Source organism: Pseudomonas sp. GW822-FHT06D10 (assembly GCF_058799535.1).
Window position 1 is genome coordinate 147989 of the sequence record NZ_JBXALN010000007.1, and the last position, 18348, is coordinate 166336.

Sequence of the window (18348 nt, forward strand, 5' to 3'; positions counted from 1 at the left end):
CAACAGACGCGGCGGTATCAAGCGGCCCTGCGGCAGATCGCCAAGCAAGGCCCTGCGGCGTTACCTCAATTGAACAACTCGGACGCCTGGCTGGCGGCCGACAGTTCCTCGGCAAACTGCAACAGCAGTGGCGCCAGTTCGTGCAGCCGCGCCAGAGGCAGGCGTGCGCTGGGACCGGCAACGCTGAGCACGCCCACGACCCGGCCATCAATGGGATGGCGCACCACCGCGGCGATCGCCGAGGTGCCCACGGCGGAGCTTTCTTCGACCCAGGCATAGCCCTGCTCCCGGGCCAGGCGCAGGCGCTCCAGCAGTTCGATGTTCGAGCGCGGAGCGTTGGGCCCCAGGTCCGTCGGGGGCTCGGCCGCCTGGCGCTCCACCAGGGACAGGGCCTCGGCATCACTCAGGGTGGCCAGCCAGGCATGCCCGGAGGCGGTATAGAACAACGGTGCCTCACGGCCCATGTCCGGGTCGTAGCGCAAGCCGGAACGGGCGCCCTGGGACTTGGCGATCCAGGTCTGGCGCTCGCCTTCGATCACGCCCAGGCGCACCAGCTCGCCGGATTCGACCGCCAGGCGGTCCAGTACTGGCTGAACGATATCGGCGCCGCTGGCGGACAGGTAGCGAAAGCCCATGGCTACCAGCCGCGTGGACAGCTGGTAGCGCAGGTTGTCCGGGTTCTGCCGCACATAACCCAGGCGGATCAGCTCCGCCAGCAAGCGGTGGGTGGCGCTTTTGGGAATCTCCAGTTGCTCGGCCAGGGTCTGCAGCGGCAGCCCACGGGGATCAGCGGTAAGACGTTCGAGAACACTGAAAACGCGTTCGATTTGACTGCCAGCCATGGTCGGGTCCCGACAAAATTTGGCCGATTCTAGAGACAAGCGGCCGGTTGGGGAACCGGGCAGCGGTGTTCGATTACCGCCCGGAATCGGCGCCGTTCGAGTCTTGTACCCGGCACGGCGCCTTGTGGCAGGGTAGCCGAGCTCGTATATTTTTTGGAACCCGCTTCCATAAAACGCAAAATAACGGCTTGCCCGCCGCAGCGATTTTCCGGGCATTTTCCGCCCGCCAATGCTGTCCAACCTTCAGCAACACCCCCGCAGCCCGGATCGTCACTCGCCCCTCAACCGGCTGTGCTCTTTTATCCACAGGGAGATTGCCCATGCCTCATACCCTTGACTGCCCCGTCCTCACCCACAGCGGCCTGCACATGCCCAAGCTCGGCCTGGGCACCTGGCCAATGCTCGACCAGGAATGCACCCGCGCCGTGGAACAGGCACTGGAACTGGGTTACCGGCATATCGACACCGCCCAGGCCTACAACAACGAAGAAGCGGTGGGCCAGGCCCTGGCCAACACTCCTGTGCCCCGGGAGCAGATCCACGTCACCACCAAGGTCTGGTGGGACCAGTTGCAACCCACCGCCATGCGCCACTCACTGGAGCGCAGCCTGAAAGCCCTGCAAACCGACTACATCGACCTGTTCCACATTCACTGGCCCACCAGCGACTGGGAACTGGAACGCAGCATCGAAACCCTGGTGTCGTTCAAGGAGCAGGGGCTGGTGAAACACATTGGCGTGGCCAACTTTCCCCTGGCCCTGCTGCGCCGAGTGATCGAAGGGCTGGGCGCTCCGCTGTCGGCGATCCAGGTGGAGTACCACGTGCTGCTGGGCCAGAGCGGCCTTCTGGACTATGCCCGCGAGCGCGACATGGTGTTGACCGCCTATACCCCGCTGGCGCGCAACAAGGTCTCAGAGGTGGCCGAAATCCAGCAGATCGCCGCCAAGCACGGCGTGCTGCCGACCCAGGTGGCCCTCAAGTGGCTGCTCGACCAGGACAATGTGGCAGCCATCCCCAAGGCCAGCAGCCTGGCCAACCAGTTGGCCAACCTGGAGTCCCTGAAGATCCACCTGGACGATGCAGACCGGGCGCTGATCGCCGCCCTGCCCAAGGACCAGCGTCAGGTCAGCCCGGATTTCGCTCCGGTGTGGGACCACTTCGACCACTGAAACGAAGCGCCCCCTGACACCACAGCGTGGCGTCAGGGGGCGGATTCTCGAGCGCTGGCCATCCCTGGCTTGGCGATGCTTCAGAAATCGAAGAACACTGTCTCGCCTTCACCCTGAATGCGGATATCGAAACGGTAGGCACGCTGGCCATTGACCTCACAGGGACGGGCCAGCAGGGTTTCCCGGCGCTGGGGCTGTTCGATCAGGTTCAGCACCGGGCACTGGGCGTTGGCTTCCGGCTCATCGGCAAAGTACAGCCGGGTGTGCAGGTGGATATTGATCCCCCGGGCAAACAGCGACAGGTTGATGTGCGGCGCCATGGGCACGCCAGCAGCGTTGTTCACCACCCCGGGCTTGACCGTGTTGAGTGTCCATTCCCCGGCATCGAAGGTGGTGGCGGTGCGACCGAAGCAGTTGAACGGTTTCTCCGTATCGAACACCGGGTCGTAGACCCCGGCGTGGTCGGCCTGCCAGAACTCCAGGAATGAATCGCGCACCAGGTGGCCATTGCCATCGTAGACGTGGCCGATCAGCAGGATCCGCTCACCCGGCGCATCGGCCTTGGCCATCTGGTTCCAGATTTCCTCGGGGCGCGGCGGGTTTCCCGCGGCCGCCAGGGCCAGGCCGATATGCACATAGGGGCCGGCCGTTTGCGAGGGGGTTTCAGGCAGCAGTTGAACAGGCATGTCAGGCTCCTCAGCAGTTCTCGAAGTGGGTCTTGCGCTGGCCGCGCAGCACGATGTCGAAGCGGTAGGCCAGGCAATCCATGGGGTTGGCGCCGCCCATGTCCAGGCGCGCGATCAGGCTCTGTACCGCGTCCGGGTTGGCGATGGACTTGACGATCGGGCACAGCGGGATCAGCGGGTCGCCTTCGAAATACAGCTGGGTGATCAGGCGCGTGGCGATCGACGGGCCACTGATGGAGAAATGGATATGCGCCGGGCGCCAGTCATTGGGGCCGTTGCGCCATGGGTAGGGGCCGGGCTTGATGGTGCGGAAACTGTAGTGGCCATCACGGTCGGTGAGGGCCCGGCCGACGCCACCGAAGTTCGGGTCCAGGGGCGCCAGGTAGCGGTCGTTCTTGTGCCGGTAGCGGCCGCCGGCGTTGGCTTGCCACATTTCCACCAGGGTATGGGGAATGGGTTTGCCGTACTGATCGCAGACCCGCCCGGAAACGATGATCCGCTCGCCCACGGGCAAGCCACCATTGTTGAAGTTGAGCAGCAGGTCGTTGTCGAAACGCCCGGTGCGCAGGTGGGAAAAGTCCGGGCCTGTGGTTTCACTGACCGATTGTGGAATGCTCACCAGCGCCTGGCGCGGGGAACGAGTGACGGAGGTCTTGTAGTCGGGGGTCAGGGCCTTGGGGTGCCAATTACGGTCGCGAATCACGAAGCGACTGCTGTCTGCATCAGACATGTCGATCTCCTGTTGTTTGATTTATGGAGCGCAGCCGGCGCAGTTTCAAACAAATCAGGAGCGGGGAAAATTGAAAAGCCGCCCGCCATCCATAACCAAAAGGTTATGGATAGCTGCCCTCGCGATAGGCCAGCCCCACTTCCCGGAGCACCTCCACCGCCCATTGCGCCGCCAGCGACAAGGGCAGGCTGGCATTGCTGGAAATCCCCACCGAGCCACCGGGTTCGCGCAGGCCCAGGTCCAGCTCCCGCAGTTCACCATTGGCCAGGTCCAGGCGCACGGCATCCAGCGGCGCGATCCACAGCGCATCGCTGGACAAGGTGTAGCGTCGGCTCAGGGCCACCGAGAGGGTTTCCAGACGCTGCTGCGACGGGGCAATGCCGCACTGGATGAACAGGCTGTCGGCGTGCTTGCGAATGCTGGTGCCGGCCAGGGGCAGCACCAGGGGATAGGCGCTCACCGCGTCGCGGTCCAGAGGGCCGGTTGCCAGTGGATGCTGCGGGCGGGCCACCAGGGTCATGGATTCGCTGTACAGGTGCTCGAAGCTCAGGCCGTGGATCTCCGGGCTCTCGGTCATGCGCCCCACCACCAGGTCCAGGTCGCCGACCCGCAATTGCGACAGCAGGTAAGCACTGGGGCCGGTCAGCACACTCACGGTCAGCGCCGAATGGCGCTGATGCAGGCGCCGCATCACCTCCGGCAGCAGCAGGCTTTCCACCGTGGAAAGCACACCGATGCGCACCAGCCCGGCGGCGTACTCACCGCCGCGCAGGCTGCTGACACCTTCCCGCAGGGCCTGCACCGAAGGCCCGGCATAACGCAGGAAGGCCCGCCCGGCCTCGGTCAGGCTGAGGCCGGCCTTGCTCCTGGCAAACAGCCGGGTCTCCAGCAACGCTTCCAGTTCCTTGAGGGTTTTCGACATCGCCGGCTGGCTCACCGCCAGGACATCGGCCGCCCGGGCCAGGCTGCCCTGGCGGGCCATTTCAAGAAAACACACCAAGTGACGGAATTTGATGCGGGTATCGATGTTCAATAGGGAGCCCCGAATGCGCCTGGACCGGATCGATCCGTAACCGGGCCATGGTAGCGTGCAGAAAAATCCCTGACGACCGGACTGGCGCCGGTTCGAGCCACCAGCAACACTGACCAGCAGAAAAAACGAGGACACCCCCATGCTTTGGAAAAAAGGCCGGCGCAGCGACAACGTCGTGGACGCGCGAGATGACAGCAGCGCCGGCGGTGGCGGTGGCATGCGGTTCGGTGGAGGCAAGGGCTTGAGCCTGACGGCGATCGTACTGATCGTCGGCATCGGCTGGGCCACCGGCCAGGATCCGCTGCAGATCCTCGGGCAACTGCTGGGCCAGCAGAGCGGGCAGACTTCAGCGCCGGCCACCACCCAGGCACGCAAGGCACCACCGGCCAATGACGAACAGGCAGAGTTTGTCCGCGCCATCCTCGGTGACACCGAAGACACCTGGGGCCAGATCTTCCAGCAAGCCGGCCGCCAGTATCAGCCGCCCAAGCTGATCCTGTTCCGGGGCCGGGTCAATTCCGCCTGTGGCGCGGCCACTTCCGCCAGCGGGCCCTTCTACTGCCCCGCCGATCGCCAGGTGTACCTGGACATGGACTTCTTCCGGGAGATGGCCCAGCGCTTTTCCGCCGCCGGCGACTTCGCCCAGGCCTACGTGATTGCCCATGAAGTCGGGCACCACGTGCAGACCCTGCTCGGGGTCTCGGCAAAAATCCAGGCCGCGCGCCAGCAAGGCCAGCAGATGCAAGGCGATGGCGGCCTGCTGGTACGCCAGGAGCTGCAGGCCGACTGCTTTGCCGGGGTCTGGGCCTATCACGCACAGAAGCGCCTGAACTGGCTGGAACCCGGGGATGTGGAAGAAGCCCTGAACGCCGCCAATGCCATCGGTGACGACCGCCTGCAGCAGCAAGGCCAGGGCCGGGTGGTGCCGGACTCCTTCACCCACGGCACCTCGGCGCAGCGAGTGCGCTGGTTCAAGACCGGCTTCAGCCAGGGCCAGGTCAGCCAGTGCGATACCTTCAGCGCCAGGAGCCTGTAGATGCGCCGCTTGCTGGCCCTGCTGCTGTGCCTGGGTGGCTGCGGCGCCCAGGCGGCGGAACAGGGGGTCAAGGTCATCAGCCCGCAACGCCTGCCCCTGGAGGGCGGGCAACTGGCCCTGGGCCTGAGCCAGGATTGGCGCCAGCCGCTGCCGGGCGTAGAGCGGGCCCTGATCATCGTTCACGGCCGGCTGCGCAACGCCCAGACGTATCTGCACAGTGGGCAAAGCGCTGCCGGGCAGGCCGGGCAAAGCACAACAACCCTGGTGATCGCCCCGCAGTTTCTCAACCAGAGCGACATCGCCCGCCATCAATTGCCAGACGCGCTACTGCGCTGGAAGGGCAATGGCTGGATGGCCGGCGAACCTTCCGTGGGCCCGCAGGCCATCAGCTCCTATGCGGTGCTCGATGCCATCCTCCAGCGCCTGGAAGACCGCAAACGTTTTCCGGCACTCAAGGAAGTGGTGATCGCCGGTCACTCCGGCGGCGCCCAGGTGGTGCAGCGCTATGCGCTGAGCACCGGCAGCCACCCCGAGCTGGAAAAAGCCGGGATCGGCCTGCGCTACGTGATCGCCAATCCGTCGTCCTACGCCTACTTCGACGCATGGCGCCCGGTGGCATTCGAACCGGCCAGTTGCCCGGGCTTCAACGACTGGAAGTACGGCCTGAACCGGCTACCGGCCTATGCCGGCGGCCATTCCCCGGCGCAGCTTGAACAGGGCTACGTGACGCGCGACATCACCTACCTGCTGGGCCAGCAGGACACCGATCCCAACCATCCCGCCCTGGACAAGAGCTGCGCCGCCGAGACCCAGGGCGCGTACCGGTTGATTCGCGGGCACAACTACTTCGACTACCTGGTGCGGCGTCATCCGCAAGGCTTGCTGCAACGGCTGGTGGAAGTGCCCGGGGTCGGGCATGACGGTGACCGGATGTTCACCTCGCCCGAGGGGCAGGCGGCAGTGTTCAAGTAAAGAAAGGCGCTGCCTGGAACGACGCTTTCGCCGGCAAGGCTCCGACGGGAGCCTTGCCGGCGAACAGGGCCCTCAGGCCGACAGCAGGTCGCGCAACTGCGCACAATCCCGGGCATGCCAGTCGGTCAGCTCCGGCCAGGGGTTGTCCGGCAGGTTGACCAGCACCGTACGGGTCCCGGCGGCCCGCCCGCAGTCCAGGTCGAAGCGGTAGTCCCCCACCATGACCATCCGTGACGGCGAGACATCCCAGGCTTCGGCCAGCTTCAGCAAACCGCCCGGATGGGGCTTGGGCGGTGCTTCGTCGCGGCCCAGCACGTCGGCCTCGGCAAAGCAGTCCGCCAGGCCGATGGCCTCCAGGGTCACATGGGCCAGCTCCCGCGCATTGCGGGTGAGGATGCCCAGGCGATAACCGCGCCCGGCCAGTTCCCGCACCAGTTCCACCGCACCCGGCGCCGGGCGCGAACCCTGGGCCAGGTCGCGCTCGTGTTCCAGCAGCCAGGCATGCTTGGCCGCGGATTCGTCCGCCGGCAAGGCCGCCAGGTGTGTGAGGATGTCATCCTCGGCAGGAATCGACAGCGCCTCGCGGATCGCCGCGAAATCATGCACAGCGATGGTCAGGGTGCCGTCCATGTCGAACACCCAATGTTTTATCTCTGAAAGACTCATGCCCAATCCTTGCGATGGCGGATCAACCCTTCCTGAGTCACCGAGGCCACCAACTGCCCGGCACGGTTGAACACGCTGCCCCGAGAGAAGCCCCGGGAGTTTCCGGCCCAGGGGCTGTCCATGGCATACAGCAGCCAGTCGTCAGCGCGTAGGTCGGCGTGAAACCACAGAGCGTGGTCGAGGCTGGCGACCTGCATGTCCTTCTGCCACACCGACTTGCCGTGGGGCAGCATCGAGGTGGTCAGCAGGCCGAAATCCGAAGCGTAGGCCAGCAGGTACTTGTGCAGCGCCGGGCTGTCGGCCAGGGCGCCGTCGGCGCGGAACCAGACGTACTTCACCGGATCCATGGGCTGCGGGTTATAGGGGTCCTTCTCGGTCACCGGGCGCACTTCGATCGGCTTGGGGCACAGCAGCTTCTCGCGCATGTGCTCGGGAATCAGGTGGGCGCGCTGGGTGGTGATCTCCAGCTCCGATGGCAGGTTTTCCGGCCCGACCACCTGGGGCATGCTGTTCTGGTGCTCGAAACCCTGTTCGTCGTACTGGAACGAGGCGCTGCAGGTGAAGATCGGATTGCCCTTCTGGATCGCCGTCACTCGCCGGGTGCTGAAGCTGCCACCGTCGCGCACCCGGTCCACCTGGTAGACCACCGGCAGCGCGGCATCCCCGGGGCGCAGGAAATAGCCGTGCATGGAGTGCACATGGCGCGCCTCCTCCACCGTCTGACTGGCCGCGGACAACGACTGGCCGAGCACCTGGCCGCCAAACAGCTGGCGAAAACCGAGGTCCTGGCTGCGACCGCGAAACAGGTTTTCTTCGATGGCTTCCAGGGTCAACAGATCGACCAGATCATCCAGCACATGACTCATTCAGACTCTCCTCACACAGAGCAAAACCGCGCAATCTCGGCTGCGGCGGTCAAATCAATTGGGGTCGCACCTCATCGGCACATTCTAAACGTGCGCGCTTGCTATCCATGCAAGGTTTCCAACCATTGTTCGCGGGTAATGCGGTACAGCACATGCTCGCGCAGCGGGTGATCGCCAGCGAGGTTCGGGTGTTCGAAGTCATCCTCGACGGTGTGATGCATACCAATGGCCTGCATGACCTTCTGCGACGGCAGATTGGTCCGGGTCGTGAACGCCACCACCTCCTCCAGCGCCAGACGATCGAAAGCGCAGCGCAGGGCGGTCCAGGCGGCCTCACTGGCGTAACCCAGGCCCCAGTGCTCGCGGGCCAGGCGCCAGCCGATTTCCACCGCCGGAGTGAAGGGCGCTTCGAAACCCACGACGCCCAGACCGGTAAAACCGATGAACTCACCGCTATCCTTACGCTCCAGGGCCCAGAGTCCGAAGCCATGTTCGGCGAAATGCCCACGCACCCGACCGATCAGCGCCGCGCTTTCCAGACGGCTCAAAGGCGCCGGAAAGTAGCGCATGACCTGCGGATCGGCGCACATCGCCGCAAATGCCGGCAAGTCATCGTCGCGCCATTGACGCAGCAGCAGGCGCGCGCTTTCGAGTTGCAGTATCGGCTCCATCAGTGCCCTCCGTTTCCGTGGGTGCAAGTCTACATCGCTGGTAGGATCCTTCACGGGTTCCTCTAAGAAAATGCCATGCCATTGCCATTGATCTATCACGACGACTACAGCCCCGAGTTCCCGCCGGAGCACCGCTTTCCCATGGACAAGTTCCGCCTGCTGCGCGATCACCTGGTGGCCAGCGGCCTGACCCGCGACGCCGACCTGCTGCGCCCCGAGCTGTGCCCGGCAGAAATCCTCGCCCTGGCCCACGACCCGGCCTATATCGAACGCTACATGAGCGGCGAGTTGTCCCGGGAGGACCAGAGGCGCCTTGGCCTGCCCTGGAGCGAAGCCTTGGCACGGCGCACGGTGCGTGCCGTCGGCGGCTCCTTGCTGGCCGCCGAACAGGCACTGGAACATGGCCTGGCCTGCCACCTGGCCGGCGGCACCCACCACGCCCACTATGACTACCCGGCGGGGTTCTGCATCTTCAACGACCTGGCGGTGATCAGCCATTACCTGCTGGAAAGCGGGCGCGTGGGCCGGGTGCTGATATTCGACTGCGATGTGCACCAGGGCGATGGCACCGCGCGGATCCTGCAACATACCGCCGACGCGGTGACGGTCTCGTTGCACTGTGAAAAGAACTTCCCCGCGCGCAAGGCCCAGAGCGACTGGGATATCCCGCTGCCCATGGGCATGGGCGACGCCGACTACCTGAACGTGGTGGACGACACCCTCAACTACCTGCTGCCCCTGTACCAGCCGGACCTGGTGTTGTACGACGCTGGGGTCGACGTGCATCAGGACGACGCCCTGGGCTACCTCAAACTCACTGATGCCGGCGTGGCCGAACGCGACGAACGGGTCATGCGCCATTGCCTGGGCCGCGACATCCCGGTGGTCGGCGTGATCGGCGGCGGCTACAGCAAGGACCGCCAGGCCCTGGCCCGGCGCCACGGCATTCTTCACCACAGTGCCCAGAAGGTCTGGGAATCGTCAGGGTGCTACTGACATCCGCAGGCCTTACCCACATCCACTGTGGAACCGCTTGTGGATAAGCTGGGAGAAAGCCTCTGCAGCCCTTGTCCTACGGGGCCTCAAGGCCATCGCCTGTTTTTTGATCAGTGACATCAGACGGTCATACAGTTGTGAGCGGCTTACCCCCAATCCCTGTGGAACCGCCTGTGGATAACCTGCGCGAAACACGCTAGGCCCCTTGCTCTGCAAGGCCTGCAGAGCGGTGCCTGTTTTTTGATCAGGGCGCAGACCCGCCTCCCTGGCGCTTTTCGCAAACCTGGACTGGCTTCAAGGGGGATGGGGAGTATTGAATGACAACATCAGCAGTGGCTGGAGTTTCTCAAGAAGATCAATCGAGAAACGCCCAAGCATCTCCAACTGCACCTGATCGCCGACAAGCACGCCCCCCAATATGAAAGCGTTTCAGGAAAGGCATAAACGTTTAGTTCAACTTTCAACACGTGGATGAACATGGTCGAGCGCTTTTTACCAGCACCTCACCGTGTATTTGCGTGAAGGCACCCACACAGAAAAGTTACCCAGATATAAAAACCACCTTTCCATAACACCACAGTTTATTGAAAACAGTGATGATCAAAACCGACGAATACAATCTCACCTTAAACCCTGAGATTACGATCTTCGGGTAGAGCTCAAGTAGTTTGTTATTAGCTGGAAAACATGGGTGAAGTGCTGCTCAAGCAAAGAGCCCGCAACGAACTCACACAGAAAACTGTTGGCAGTGCTGTATCATTTTTTCAATTTCCACCATCAGTTCCAGATAACATTGCGACCGGACTGTCAGCACTCACTTGAAACAGGCTCATAACTATGCGGTTCTTAATAACTGGCGGTGCAGGGTATATCGGCTCACACACGGTGCTGGAATTGCTTCAGGCCGGCCATGAGGCGGTGGTTCTGGATAACCTGTGCAATAGTTCCATGCTCTCGCTACAGCGCGTGCAACAAATAACCGGTGCCACCCCTGTATTTGTTCAAGGTGATGTTTGCGACCGCGCCATCCTTGACCGTATTTTCAGCCAGCACGAGATCGATGGGGTATTGCACTTCGCGGGCCTGAAAGCCGTCGGAGAGAGCGTAAAACAGCCTTTGCCCTACTATCAGAACAACGTCAGTGGCAGCATCACCTTGTGCCAGGCCATGGCCACCGCAGGCGTCTACCGCCTGGTGTTCAGTTCCTCTGCCACAGTGTACGGCGACCCGGTGCAGATACCGCTGGTCGAAAGCAGCCCGTTGGGAACACCTACCAACGCCTATGGCACCTCCAAGTTGATGGTAGAGAAGATACTGCAGGATATGGCAGCCGCCGATCCACGCTGGTCAGTCGCCCTGTTGCGCTACTTCAATCCGGTGGGCGCCCATCAGAGTGGACTGATGGGCGAAGACCCAAACGGCCTGCCGGAAAACCTATTGCCCTACATAAGCCGTGTCGCTGTGGGAAAGCTCGAAAGACTTTCCATCTATGGCAACGACTATCCCACCCCCGACGGCACCGGTGTTCGTGACTACATTCATGTAGTTGATCTTGCCAAAGGGCACATAGCAGCCGTGAACTACATTTCCCAGCATACCGGTATAAATGCCTGGAACCTCGGGACCGGGGTGGGTTACTCAGTACTGGAAATGATCCGGGCATTCGAGGATGCCTCTGGCTGCACCATTCCCTACACCCTCTCCCCACGCCGTCAGGGCGACATTGCGCAATGCTGGTCGGATCCGTCCAAGGCACTGCACGACCTGGGCTGGAAGGCAGAACGCGGTTTGAAGGAGATGATGGAAGATACGTGGCGTTGGCAGTCGAATAACCCGGATGGGTACAGGTCGTTTGAATGAAGACGGCACTGGCCGGCAACTCATCCAGCAGGCGCTGTTCCCGAGCATTGCTTACAATAACCACCCCTTCCATTTTCTAGGCTTTTTGATGTCCCCCACCCTTACTTCCCGCGTCGCGATTATCGGCGGCGGCCCCGCCGGCCTAATGGCCGCCGAGGTACTGAGCCAGGCCGGGGTTCAGGTCGACCTGTACGACGGCATGCCATCGGTGGGCCGAAAATTCCTCCTGGCCGGGGTCGGTGGCATGAACATCACCCACTCCGAAGCCTATCCGGCCTTCCTCTCGCGCTACGCCGAGCGTGCGCCGCAAATCGCCCCGCTGCTGCGCGAGTTCGGCGCCGAGGCACTCTGCCAATGGATTCATGAGCTGGGTATCCAGACGTTTGTCGGCAGCTCCGGCCGGGTGTTTCCTACCGACATGAAGGCTGCGCCGCTGCTGCGCGCCTGGCTCAAGCGCCTGCGCGATGCCGGAGTCGTTATCCACACCCGGCACCGCTGGCTGGGCTGGAATGCCGACGGCAGCCTGCGCATCCGGCATGCCGAGGGTGAAAGTGCGGTACGGGCGGATGGGGTCCTGCTGGCATTGGGCGGCGGTAGTTGGGCACGACTGGGTTCCGACGGGGCTTGGATGCCCCTGCTGGAACAGCGCGGTGTGCAGCTTGCGCCCTTGCAACCGAGCAATTGCGGCTTTGAGGTCAACGCCTGGAGCGAACTGCTGCGCAGCAAATTCGCCGGCGCGCCGCTGAAGAACGTGGCCATCGGCCTTGATGACGACGTGCCACGGCTGGGGGAATGCGTGATCACCGCCAGCGGCATCGAGGGCAGCCTGATCTATGCACTGTCGGCGCCGATTCGCGAATCCATCAACCGGCACGGGCAGGCGACGATCCATATCGACCTGCTACCGAACAAGCCCCTGGATAAGGTCCAGGCCGCCCTTTCCAAGCCACGCGGCTCGCGGTCCATGGCCAAGCACTTGCAGAGCCAGTTGGGGATCGAGGGGGTGAAGGCGGCGTTGCTGCGGGAGCTGACCCCGGCAGAGAGCTTCAACGATCCGGCGCTCCTGGCCGCCGCGATCAAGGCGCTGCCGTTGACGCTGGTCAGGCCCCGGCCGCTGGACGAAGCCATCAGCAGCGCCGGCGGCGTGCCTTTTGAAGCCCTGGACGAAAACCTGATGCTGAAACAGATGCCTGGGGTCTTTTGCGCAGGGGAAATGCTCGACTGGGAAGCGCCGACCGGCGGCTACCTGTTGACCGCCTGCTTTGCCAGCGGGCGCCAGGCGGGGCTGGGGATGCTGAAGTGGTTGCGGCGCCAGCCATAAACAGCTTCGCCGGCAAGTCGGCACCTACGCAAGGGTAGGAGCCGGCTTGCCGGCGAAGGGCCCGGCGCGATATCAGATCAAGGCTTGCGCTTGCGCGGCCCGGTGTTGAACGCCGGCACCTTGCGCACCGGTTTCACCGCCGGAGCTTCGGCCACTTCGCCGCTGTCCACCCACTTGCCCAGGTTGCGCTTGCCGCCACCGCCGGAGGTTTTCGGTTTCTTGGGCTTCTTCGGCTTTTTCACCACCTGGCCACTGGCGTCGGTTTCCGGCACCCGGTGCTCGGGTTCGAAATCCTGTTCCTCATGGCGCTTGAGGGTCTGGCGGGTGAGCATCTCGATCGCCGAGAGCAGGTTCACCTCGTCGGCGCACACCAGGGAAATCGCCTCGCCGGTGGAACCGGCACGGCCGGTACGCCCGATACGGTGGATGTAGTCCTCGGCCACGATCGGCAGGTCGAAGTTGACCACCAGGGGCAGGTCTTCGATGTCCAGGCCGCGGGCCGCCACATCGGTGGCCACCAGGATCTGGATCTCACTGGCCTTGAACCGGTCCAGGGCGCGCTGACGCGTGGCCTGTGGCTTGTCGCCATGGATGCCGTCGGCATTCACGCCCTGGCCCTGGAGTTTCTCCACCAGCGCATCCACACCGTTGCGGGTCTTGGCGAACACCAGCACCTGCTTCCAGCGATTCTTGCGCAGCAGGTGGCTGAACAGCTCCGGCTTGCGCTTCTTGTCCACCGGCACCACCCATTGCTTGACCGTGTTGGCAGCCACGTTGCGCGGGCTGACCTCGATGCTCAGCGGATCGTTGAGCATCTGCCCGGCCAGCTGGCGGATGGCGTCGGAGAAGGTGGCGGAGAACAACAGGGTCTGGCGTTTCTTCGGCAGGGCTGCGTAGATGCTCTTGAGCTCTTCGGAGAAACCCAGGTCGAGCATGCGGTCGGCCTCATCCAGCACCAGGGTCTGCAACTGGCTGAACTTCACCGCATTCTGACGGAACAGGTCCAGCAGACGCCCCGGAGTCGCCACCAGCAGGTCCACGCCTTTGCGCAGCTTCATCATTTGCGGGTTGATGCTGACCCCGCCGTACACCGCATAGGTACGCAGCGGCAGGTGTTCGGCGTACTGTCGCACGCTTTCGTGGACCTGCTCGGCCAGTTCCCGGGTCGGCACCAGGATCAGCGCGCGTACCGAGTTGCTATCGACTTTCGGCCCTTCCAGGGTCAGCAACTGTAACAGCGGCAGAGCGAAACCGGCGGTCTTGCCGGTGCCGGTCTGGGCCGCGGCCATCAGGTCACGCCCGCCCAGCACTGCCGGAATGGCTTGCGCCTGCACCGGGGTCGGGGTCTGGTAGCCGAGGGTTTCGAGAGCGCGCAGCAGGGGTTCGATCAGGCCAAGAGTGGCGAATGTCATGGGGGTACCGTAGGAAAAAGTCAGCACAGGGACGCAATGGGCGGCAGTTTACCCTAATTCAGGGGCTCGCTTCCGGGCCGCCCCAGGCCTGCCAAGCCCGCCCCGGTAAGTGTATGCTCGCCCCACTGTTTGCCACGGGTCGCGCACAAGGGCGGCGCAACACCCGAGCTGGCACTCAACCGCCCCTTTGCCCTTCCCAAGGAGCCTCACCGCGCATGGACAACCAAAATCCCTTCCAGGCCCCTGCCGCCGAACTCCGGGCCAGCAAGCCAACCGATCAGAGCCTGTGCCTCTACAGCGTGGCGGCCATTGGCCTGAGCACCTTCATCGGCACCTCCGTGGCCGGCGCCTATTTCATCAGCCAGAACCTCAAGGCCATGGGCCGCGAGAGCGAAGTGAACAAAGTCTGGGCCATGGGCATCGGCCTTTTCATTGCCATGAGCGTGGCAGGCTTTTTCCTTCCGGAAAGTATCCCTGCGGTGGTGTTCATCCTTCCGCCGATCTACGGGATGAACGCCTACGCACGCCAACTGTTCGGCCCCCAGGTGATAGAGCACAAGGCCGGCAACGGGCGCTTCTTCTCGCTATGGCGAGTGGCGGGAATCAGCCTGCTGTTTTCCCTGGCCCTGGCGGCAGTGTTATTCGCCCTCGTCTTGCTGAGCGGGTTCGAGTGACCTGTTCAGGCTGAAGCCACCGCGCCGGGCATTGCCCGGCGTTTTTTTATTGCAACCACCCCGTCTCCCCGGCCGTTCTGGCCAACTCGCCGCCCCTTCTGCCCCCTCCACCGGCAGCACCCGACACACGGCAAACGCCCCTGGCACAACAGTGCTCTTGCCCTTCGTACGGGCAAGTTCCCTAGGACAGGTACTAAAAGCCAGGCTTCGAATATACGGCACCAGCGCCGCTGCCTATGATGCCCGCCGCCGGCACAACTCCTCATCCACATCATCAGCGCGGACGCTTTCACGATCCTGTTCGCCAGGTTTGCGCCGCGCTGTGTATATCCAGGAATGGTTATGCCGACCTTCAGATTGAATACCCTGTCTCGTGCCACCCGCCTTTGTGTGGCCAGCCTGGGAACTGTTGTATTGCTACCCATGGCGGGCCTGGTACAGGCCGCCGATGAACCTGCCGATGCGGCCCTGCCACGCGCCGAAAGCGCAGCCGACGGCCCCTTCATCAATATCCAGGCGCTAATGGCCAATCCGGCCCAGCGCAACATCGTCGACGCGGGAACCGAACGTCTGCAGCAGGAAATCGGCATGCGCCTGCGCAGCCTCATTCCGGACCGAAACGACAGTTTCAAGGGCCTCAAGGTCATGGTCGGCACGCTGCAAAGCAACAACCGCTCCCAGAGCGCCGCACAGGAAATGTTTGTCGCCGCCCGTGGCGACGGCAGCTTCATCGCCCTGATGCCTGACAGTAACCTGATGATTCGCGGCAACGCCAGTGGCGAACAGTCGTTGATTCGCCTCAACAACCAACACTCCTTCGACCCGCGCAATATCGACTCCGTGCCCAACGAAGGCGACGACGTACCCAACCTGATCGAGACCCAGAGCGGTCAGCGCAGCTACCTGACCCACCGCAACGCCCAGGGCGAGATCGTCATCGATCTGCTGGCAGGCTTCACCCAGAAAGCCGCCAACTACATCGGTGACCACGAGGCCTATGCCCTGGCCCAGGTCGCCTCGGTCAACCGTGCCGTGGAAAACTCGCAGATCAAGAATGTGCGTGTGCGCCTGGCCGGCACCCAGGTGATAGCCAACGACTACCCGATCACCACCCCGGTGCTGGCCGATGTCAAAAACCTGTTCGCCGATGGCATGCGCAAATACAGCCCGGACCTGGTCGCCGCATTCACCGTTGGCACACCCGGGGTGGACACCGCCGCCGGCTGGGCCTATGTGAACGGCCGCTACTCGGTCAACGCCATCAGCGCCTCGGCCGCCTTCCGCCACGAACTGGCACACAACATCGGCGGCAACCACTGCAACGACGGCAACGACAACTACCGCTTCGGCCACAACAACGGTCGGGTCGGCACCATCCTCTGCGGCAACCACGTCGGCTACTTCTCCAACCCGGACCTCAAGGACCACCTCGGCGTGCCCCTGGGCGATGCTCGAACGGCAAACATGGCCCGGGTCTGGCGCGAGAACGCTGCGAAGATTTCCGCCTACGCCCCCTCACTCGTGCCGCTGGACAGTGAAAACCTGATCACGATTCTCGAAGAACGGATCAACCAGGCCAAAGGCCAGACCCGCTACTTCCCACTGGATGTACCGGCAGGCACCCAGCGCCTGGCCTTCACCGTGGTGCCCGGCACCAGTACCAACAAGGGCGGCCAGGTCCAGTTGTCGCTCAAGTATGGTGCTCAACCAACCACCACCAGCTACGACTACCGCTCGACCCTCAGCCAGATAGTCGGTCTCGGGGCCAAGGATCCAAAGCCGGGCCGCTGGTACCTGGCTATCAGGACCGAAGGTATGGCGGCTGAAGACCTGATCCTGCAAGGCAACGCTTACGGCCACACCCAGGAAACGGCCCAAGGCACCTACCTGAAGCTCGTAGCGACCTCTTCGGTGGACGGCAAGAACAACGCCAGCATCGCCGAACTGATGCTGGCCAGCGCCAAAGGCGAGCCCCTTCCTCGAAACAGCTGGCGTGTCCACTCAACCAGCAGCGTGGCATCCGGCACCACCTCGGGCTCGAACGTGCTCGATGACAACCCCAACTCCTACTGGAGTTCGGCCACCGACGCGCGTTATCCCCACCAGATCGTGATCGACATGGGCAGCCATAACAGTTTCTCTCAATTGCGCTACCTGCCACGCCAGGACCAGGGCCAGGCGGGCAATATCAAGGGCTACCAGATGTACTCCAGCCACAGCCTCAATGGCCCCTGGAGCTTGCTGGCAGACGGTGAGTTCAGCGCCGACAACCAGGTCAAGGTGACCTCGCTCAAACCTGTGGATGCCGGCACCCCGCCAGTGGCCGTGATCCGCGGCAAGACTGAAGCCAATGCAGGCGAACAGATCGTGCTGGATGCGTCCGCCTCCAGCGACCCACAAGGCGCGGCCCTGAGCTTTGCCTGGGAAGCCTCGCCCAAGCTGGACTTTACCTACGACGGTCCGCGCATTGCCTTCACCGCACCAGAATTGGCTGATGACACCCGCTACCGCTTCACCCTGAGCCTGAGCAACGGCAAGCAGAGCACCCTCAAGACCCACGAAATGCTGATCAAGGCCAAGGCCGGCAGCGGCAGCTGCAAGCCCCAGTGGCAGGCTCACGGTACCTATGTAGCCAAGGACCAGGTGCAGTGGAAAGGCCGTCAATACGAAGCGCGCTGGTGGACCCAGGGCAGTGAACCGGGCACCCCGGCCTTCACCGGGCCCGATGGCTCCGGCAAGGTCTGGCGTGACCTGGGTCCGTGCAACAGCGAAGGCGAAAAGCCGGCGGTCAAGCCGCCAGTGGCCAGCATCGACGGCCCGGGCCAGGCCAAAGCCGGAGCAACGCTGGTGCTCGACGCCAAAGGTTCCAGCGACCCTGCTGGCCTGCCGCTGAGTTATCGCTGGAATGTGAACCCGAGCGTGGACTTCCAGGCGGCCGGGACCTCGATGAAGTTCGTCGCCCCCAAAACAGCACAAGACGTCACCTACCGCATCACCCTGAGCCTGGGCAACGGCCATCACAGCGTGACTCGCGAGCACAGCGTGACGGTCAAGGCAGAAAGTGCCGCTTGCCAGGGCCCATGGTCGGCCCAGGGCACCTATGTGGCGAAGGACCGAGTCAGCCATAACGGGCGCTTTTACATCGCTCGCTGGTGGGTCAAGGGCAGTGAGCCGGGCAACCCGGCGTTCACCGGGCCAGACGGCTCCGGTAAGGTCTGGCTCGACGCCGGTACCTGTAACTGACGCGAAGTGGGTGACAGCCAGCTGCACAATCGGGTCACCCTTTCCGGGCAATGTGGGTTAAAAGGGTGGGCGGCGATTGCCCCAGTCGTCGCCCACCCCACTGCCGTCGATCGCCGCTCGATTCCACCCAGCGCGCCCATTGGCAGACCACTGACGTTTTGCCCATGGAGT

The 18348-nt window shown here is 63.4% G+C and carries 16 protein-coding genes; 8 read left to right on the top strand and 8 right to left on the bottom strand.

The features are described 5' to 3' along the window. Positions 1-65 precede the first annotated feature (65 nt). Positions 66-842, bottom strand: coding sequence for an IclR family transcriptional regulator (locus AC1RL5_RS23430; protein WP_011063613.1), 777 nt, complete (start codon positions 840-842; stop codon positions 66-68). A 320-nt stretch (positions 843-1162) separates the two neighbouring features. Between AC1RL5_RS23430 and AC1RL5_RS23435 the strand changes: the two genes are divergently transcribed. Next, entirely contained in the window at positions 1163-2011 is an 849-nt protein-coding gene (locus AC1RL5_RS23435; protein ID WP_492590103.1) for an aldo/keto reductase, read from the top strand. An 80-nt stretch (positions 2012-2091) separates the two neighbouring features. Here the strand turns inward: AC1RL5_RS23435 and pcaG are convergent, their stop codons facing one another. The 3 genes from pcaG to pcaQ form a co-directional block, all read right to left on the bottom strand. Further along, positions 2092-2697: a protocatechuate 3,4-dioxygenase subunit alpha gene (gene pcaG, locus AC1RL5_RS23440; RefSeq protein ID WP_492590105.1), complete on the bottom strand. Its 606-nt coding sequence runs from the start codon at positions 2695-2697 to the stop codon at positions 2092-2094. 10 nt (positions 2698-2707) lie between these two features. Further along, positions 2708-3427 carry a protocatechuate 3,4-dioxygenase subunit beta gene (gene pcaH / locus AC1RL5_RS23445; protein ID WP_492590107.1) on the bottom strand — a complete coding sequence of 240 codons (720 nt, stop codon included), beginning with the start codon at positions 3425-3427 and terminating at the stop codon, positions 2708-2710. A 103-nt stretch (positions 3428-3530) separates the two neighbouring features. Continuing rightward, entirely contained in the window at positions 3531-4460 is a 930-nt protein-coding gene (gene pcaQ, locus AC1RL5_RS23450) for a pca operon transcription factor PcaQ (RefSeq protein WP_011063617.1), read from the bottom strand. A gap of 139 nt (positions 4461-4599) precedes the next feature. Between pcaQ and ypfJ the strand changes: the two genes are divergently transcribed. Both ypfJ and AC1RL5_RS23460 read left to right on the top strand, forming a co-directional pair. Continuing rightward, positions 4600-5496, top strand: coding sequence for a KPN_02809 family neutral zinc metallopeptidase (ypfJ, locus tag AC1RL5_RS23455; RefSeq protein WP_011063618.1), 897 nt, complete (start codon positions 4600-4602; stop codon positions 5494-5496). Beyond that, a complete protein-coding gene (locus AC1RL5_RS23460; RefSeq protein WP_093409738.1) occupies positions 5497-6468 on the top strand; it encodes a hypothetical protein in 972 nt (323 codons plus the stop codon). It begins immediately after the preceding gene. A 72-nt stretch (positions 6469-6540) separates the two neighbouring features. On the opposite strand, the gene AC1RL5_RS23465 is transcribed toward AC1RL5_RS23460, so the two are convergent. The 3 genes from AC1RL5_RS23465 to AC1RL5_RS23475 all read right to left on the bottom strand — a co-directional run bounded on the left by AC1RL5_RS23465 (position 6541) and on the right by AC1RL5_RS23475 (position 8671). Next, entirely contained in the window at positions 6541-7134 is a 594-nt protein-coding gene (locus AC1RL5_RS23465; protein ID WP_011063620.1) for an HAD family hydrolase, read from the bottom strand. Further along, positions 7131-8000 (bottom strand): acyl-CoA thioesterase II, encoded by an 870-nt coding sequence (tesB, locus tag AC1RL5_RS23470; RefSeq protein ID WP_011063621.1) that lies wholly within the window; start codon positions 7998-8000, stop codon positions 7131-7133. Before tesB ends, AC1RL5_RS23465 begins: the two co-directional genes overlap by 4 nt. Before the next feature lie 101 nt (positions 8001-8101). After that, a complete protein-coding gene (locus tag AC1RL5_RS23475; RefSeq protein WP_065363634.1) occupies positions 8102-8671 on the bottom strand; it encodes a GNAT family N-acetyltransferase in 570 nt (189 codons plus the stop codon). A 75-nt stretch (positions 8672-8746) separates the two neighbouring features. On the opposite strand from AC1RL5_RS23475, the gene AC1RL5_RS23480 reads away from it, so the two are divergent. The 3 genes from AC1RL5_RS23480 to AC1RL5_RS23490 all read left to right on the top strand — a co-directional run bounded on the left by AC1RL5_RS23480 (position 8747) and on the right by AC1RL5_RS23490 (position 12848). Continuing rightward, entirely contained in the window at positions 8747-9667 is a 921-nt protein-coding gene (locus AC1RL5_RS23480) for a histone deacetylase family protein (RefSeq protein ID WP_053154063.1), read from the top strand. Between the two features lie 837 nt (positions 9668-10504). After that, positions 10505-11527: a UDP-glucose 4-epimerase GalE gene (gene galE / locus AC1RL5_RS23485; protein ID WP_072452932.1), complete on the top strand. Its 1023-nt coding sequence runs from the start codon at positions 10505-10507 to the stop codon at positions 11525-11527. An 88-nt stretch (positions 11528-11615) separates the two neighbouring features. Then, positions 11616-12848: a TIGR03862 family flavoprotein gene (locus tag AC1RL5_RS23490; protein WP_176876779.1), complete on the top strand. Its 1233-nt coding sequence runs from the start codon at positions 11616-11618 to the stop codon at positions 12846-12848. A gap of 77 nt (positions 12849-12925) precedes the next feature. Here the strand turns inward: AC1RL5_RS23490 and rhlE1 are convergent, their stop codons facing one another. After that, complete coding sequence (gene rhlE1 / locus AC1RL5_RS23495) at positions 12926-14260, bottom strand: RNA helicase RhlE1 (RefSeq protein ID WP_011063626.1); 1335 nt, start codon at positions 14258-14260, stop codon at positions 12926-12928. 215 nt (positions 14261-14475) lie between these two features. Between rhlE1 and AC1RL5_RS23500 the strand changes: the two genes are divergently transcribed. Both AC1RL5_RS23500 and AC1RL5_RS23505 read left to right on the top strand, forming a co-directional pair. Beyond that, complete coding sequence (locus tag AC1RL5_RS23500) at positions 14476-14934, top strand: hypothetical protein (protein ID WP_072452927.1); 459 nt, start codon at positions 14476-14478, stop codon at positions 14932-14934. 342 nt (positions 14935-15276) lie between these two features. Then, positions 15277-18177, top strand: coding sequence for a carbohydrate-binding protein (locus AC1RL5_RS23505; RefSeq protein ID WP_492590109.1), 2901 nt, complete (start codon positions 15277-15279; stop codon positions 18175-18177). Positions 18178-18348 lie beyond the last annotated feature (171 nt).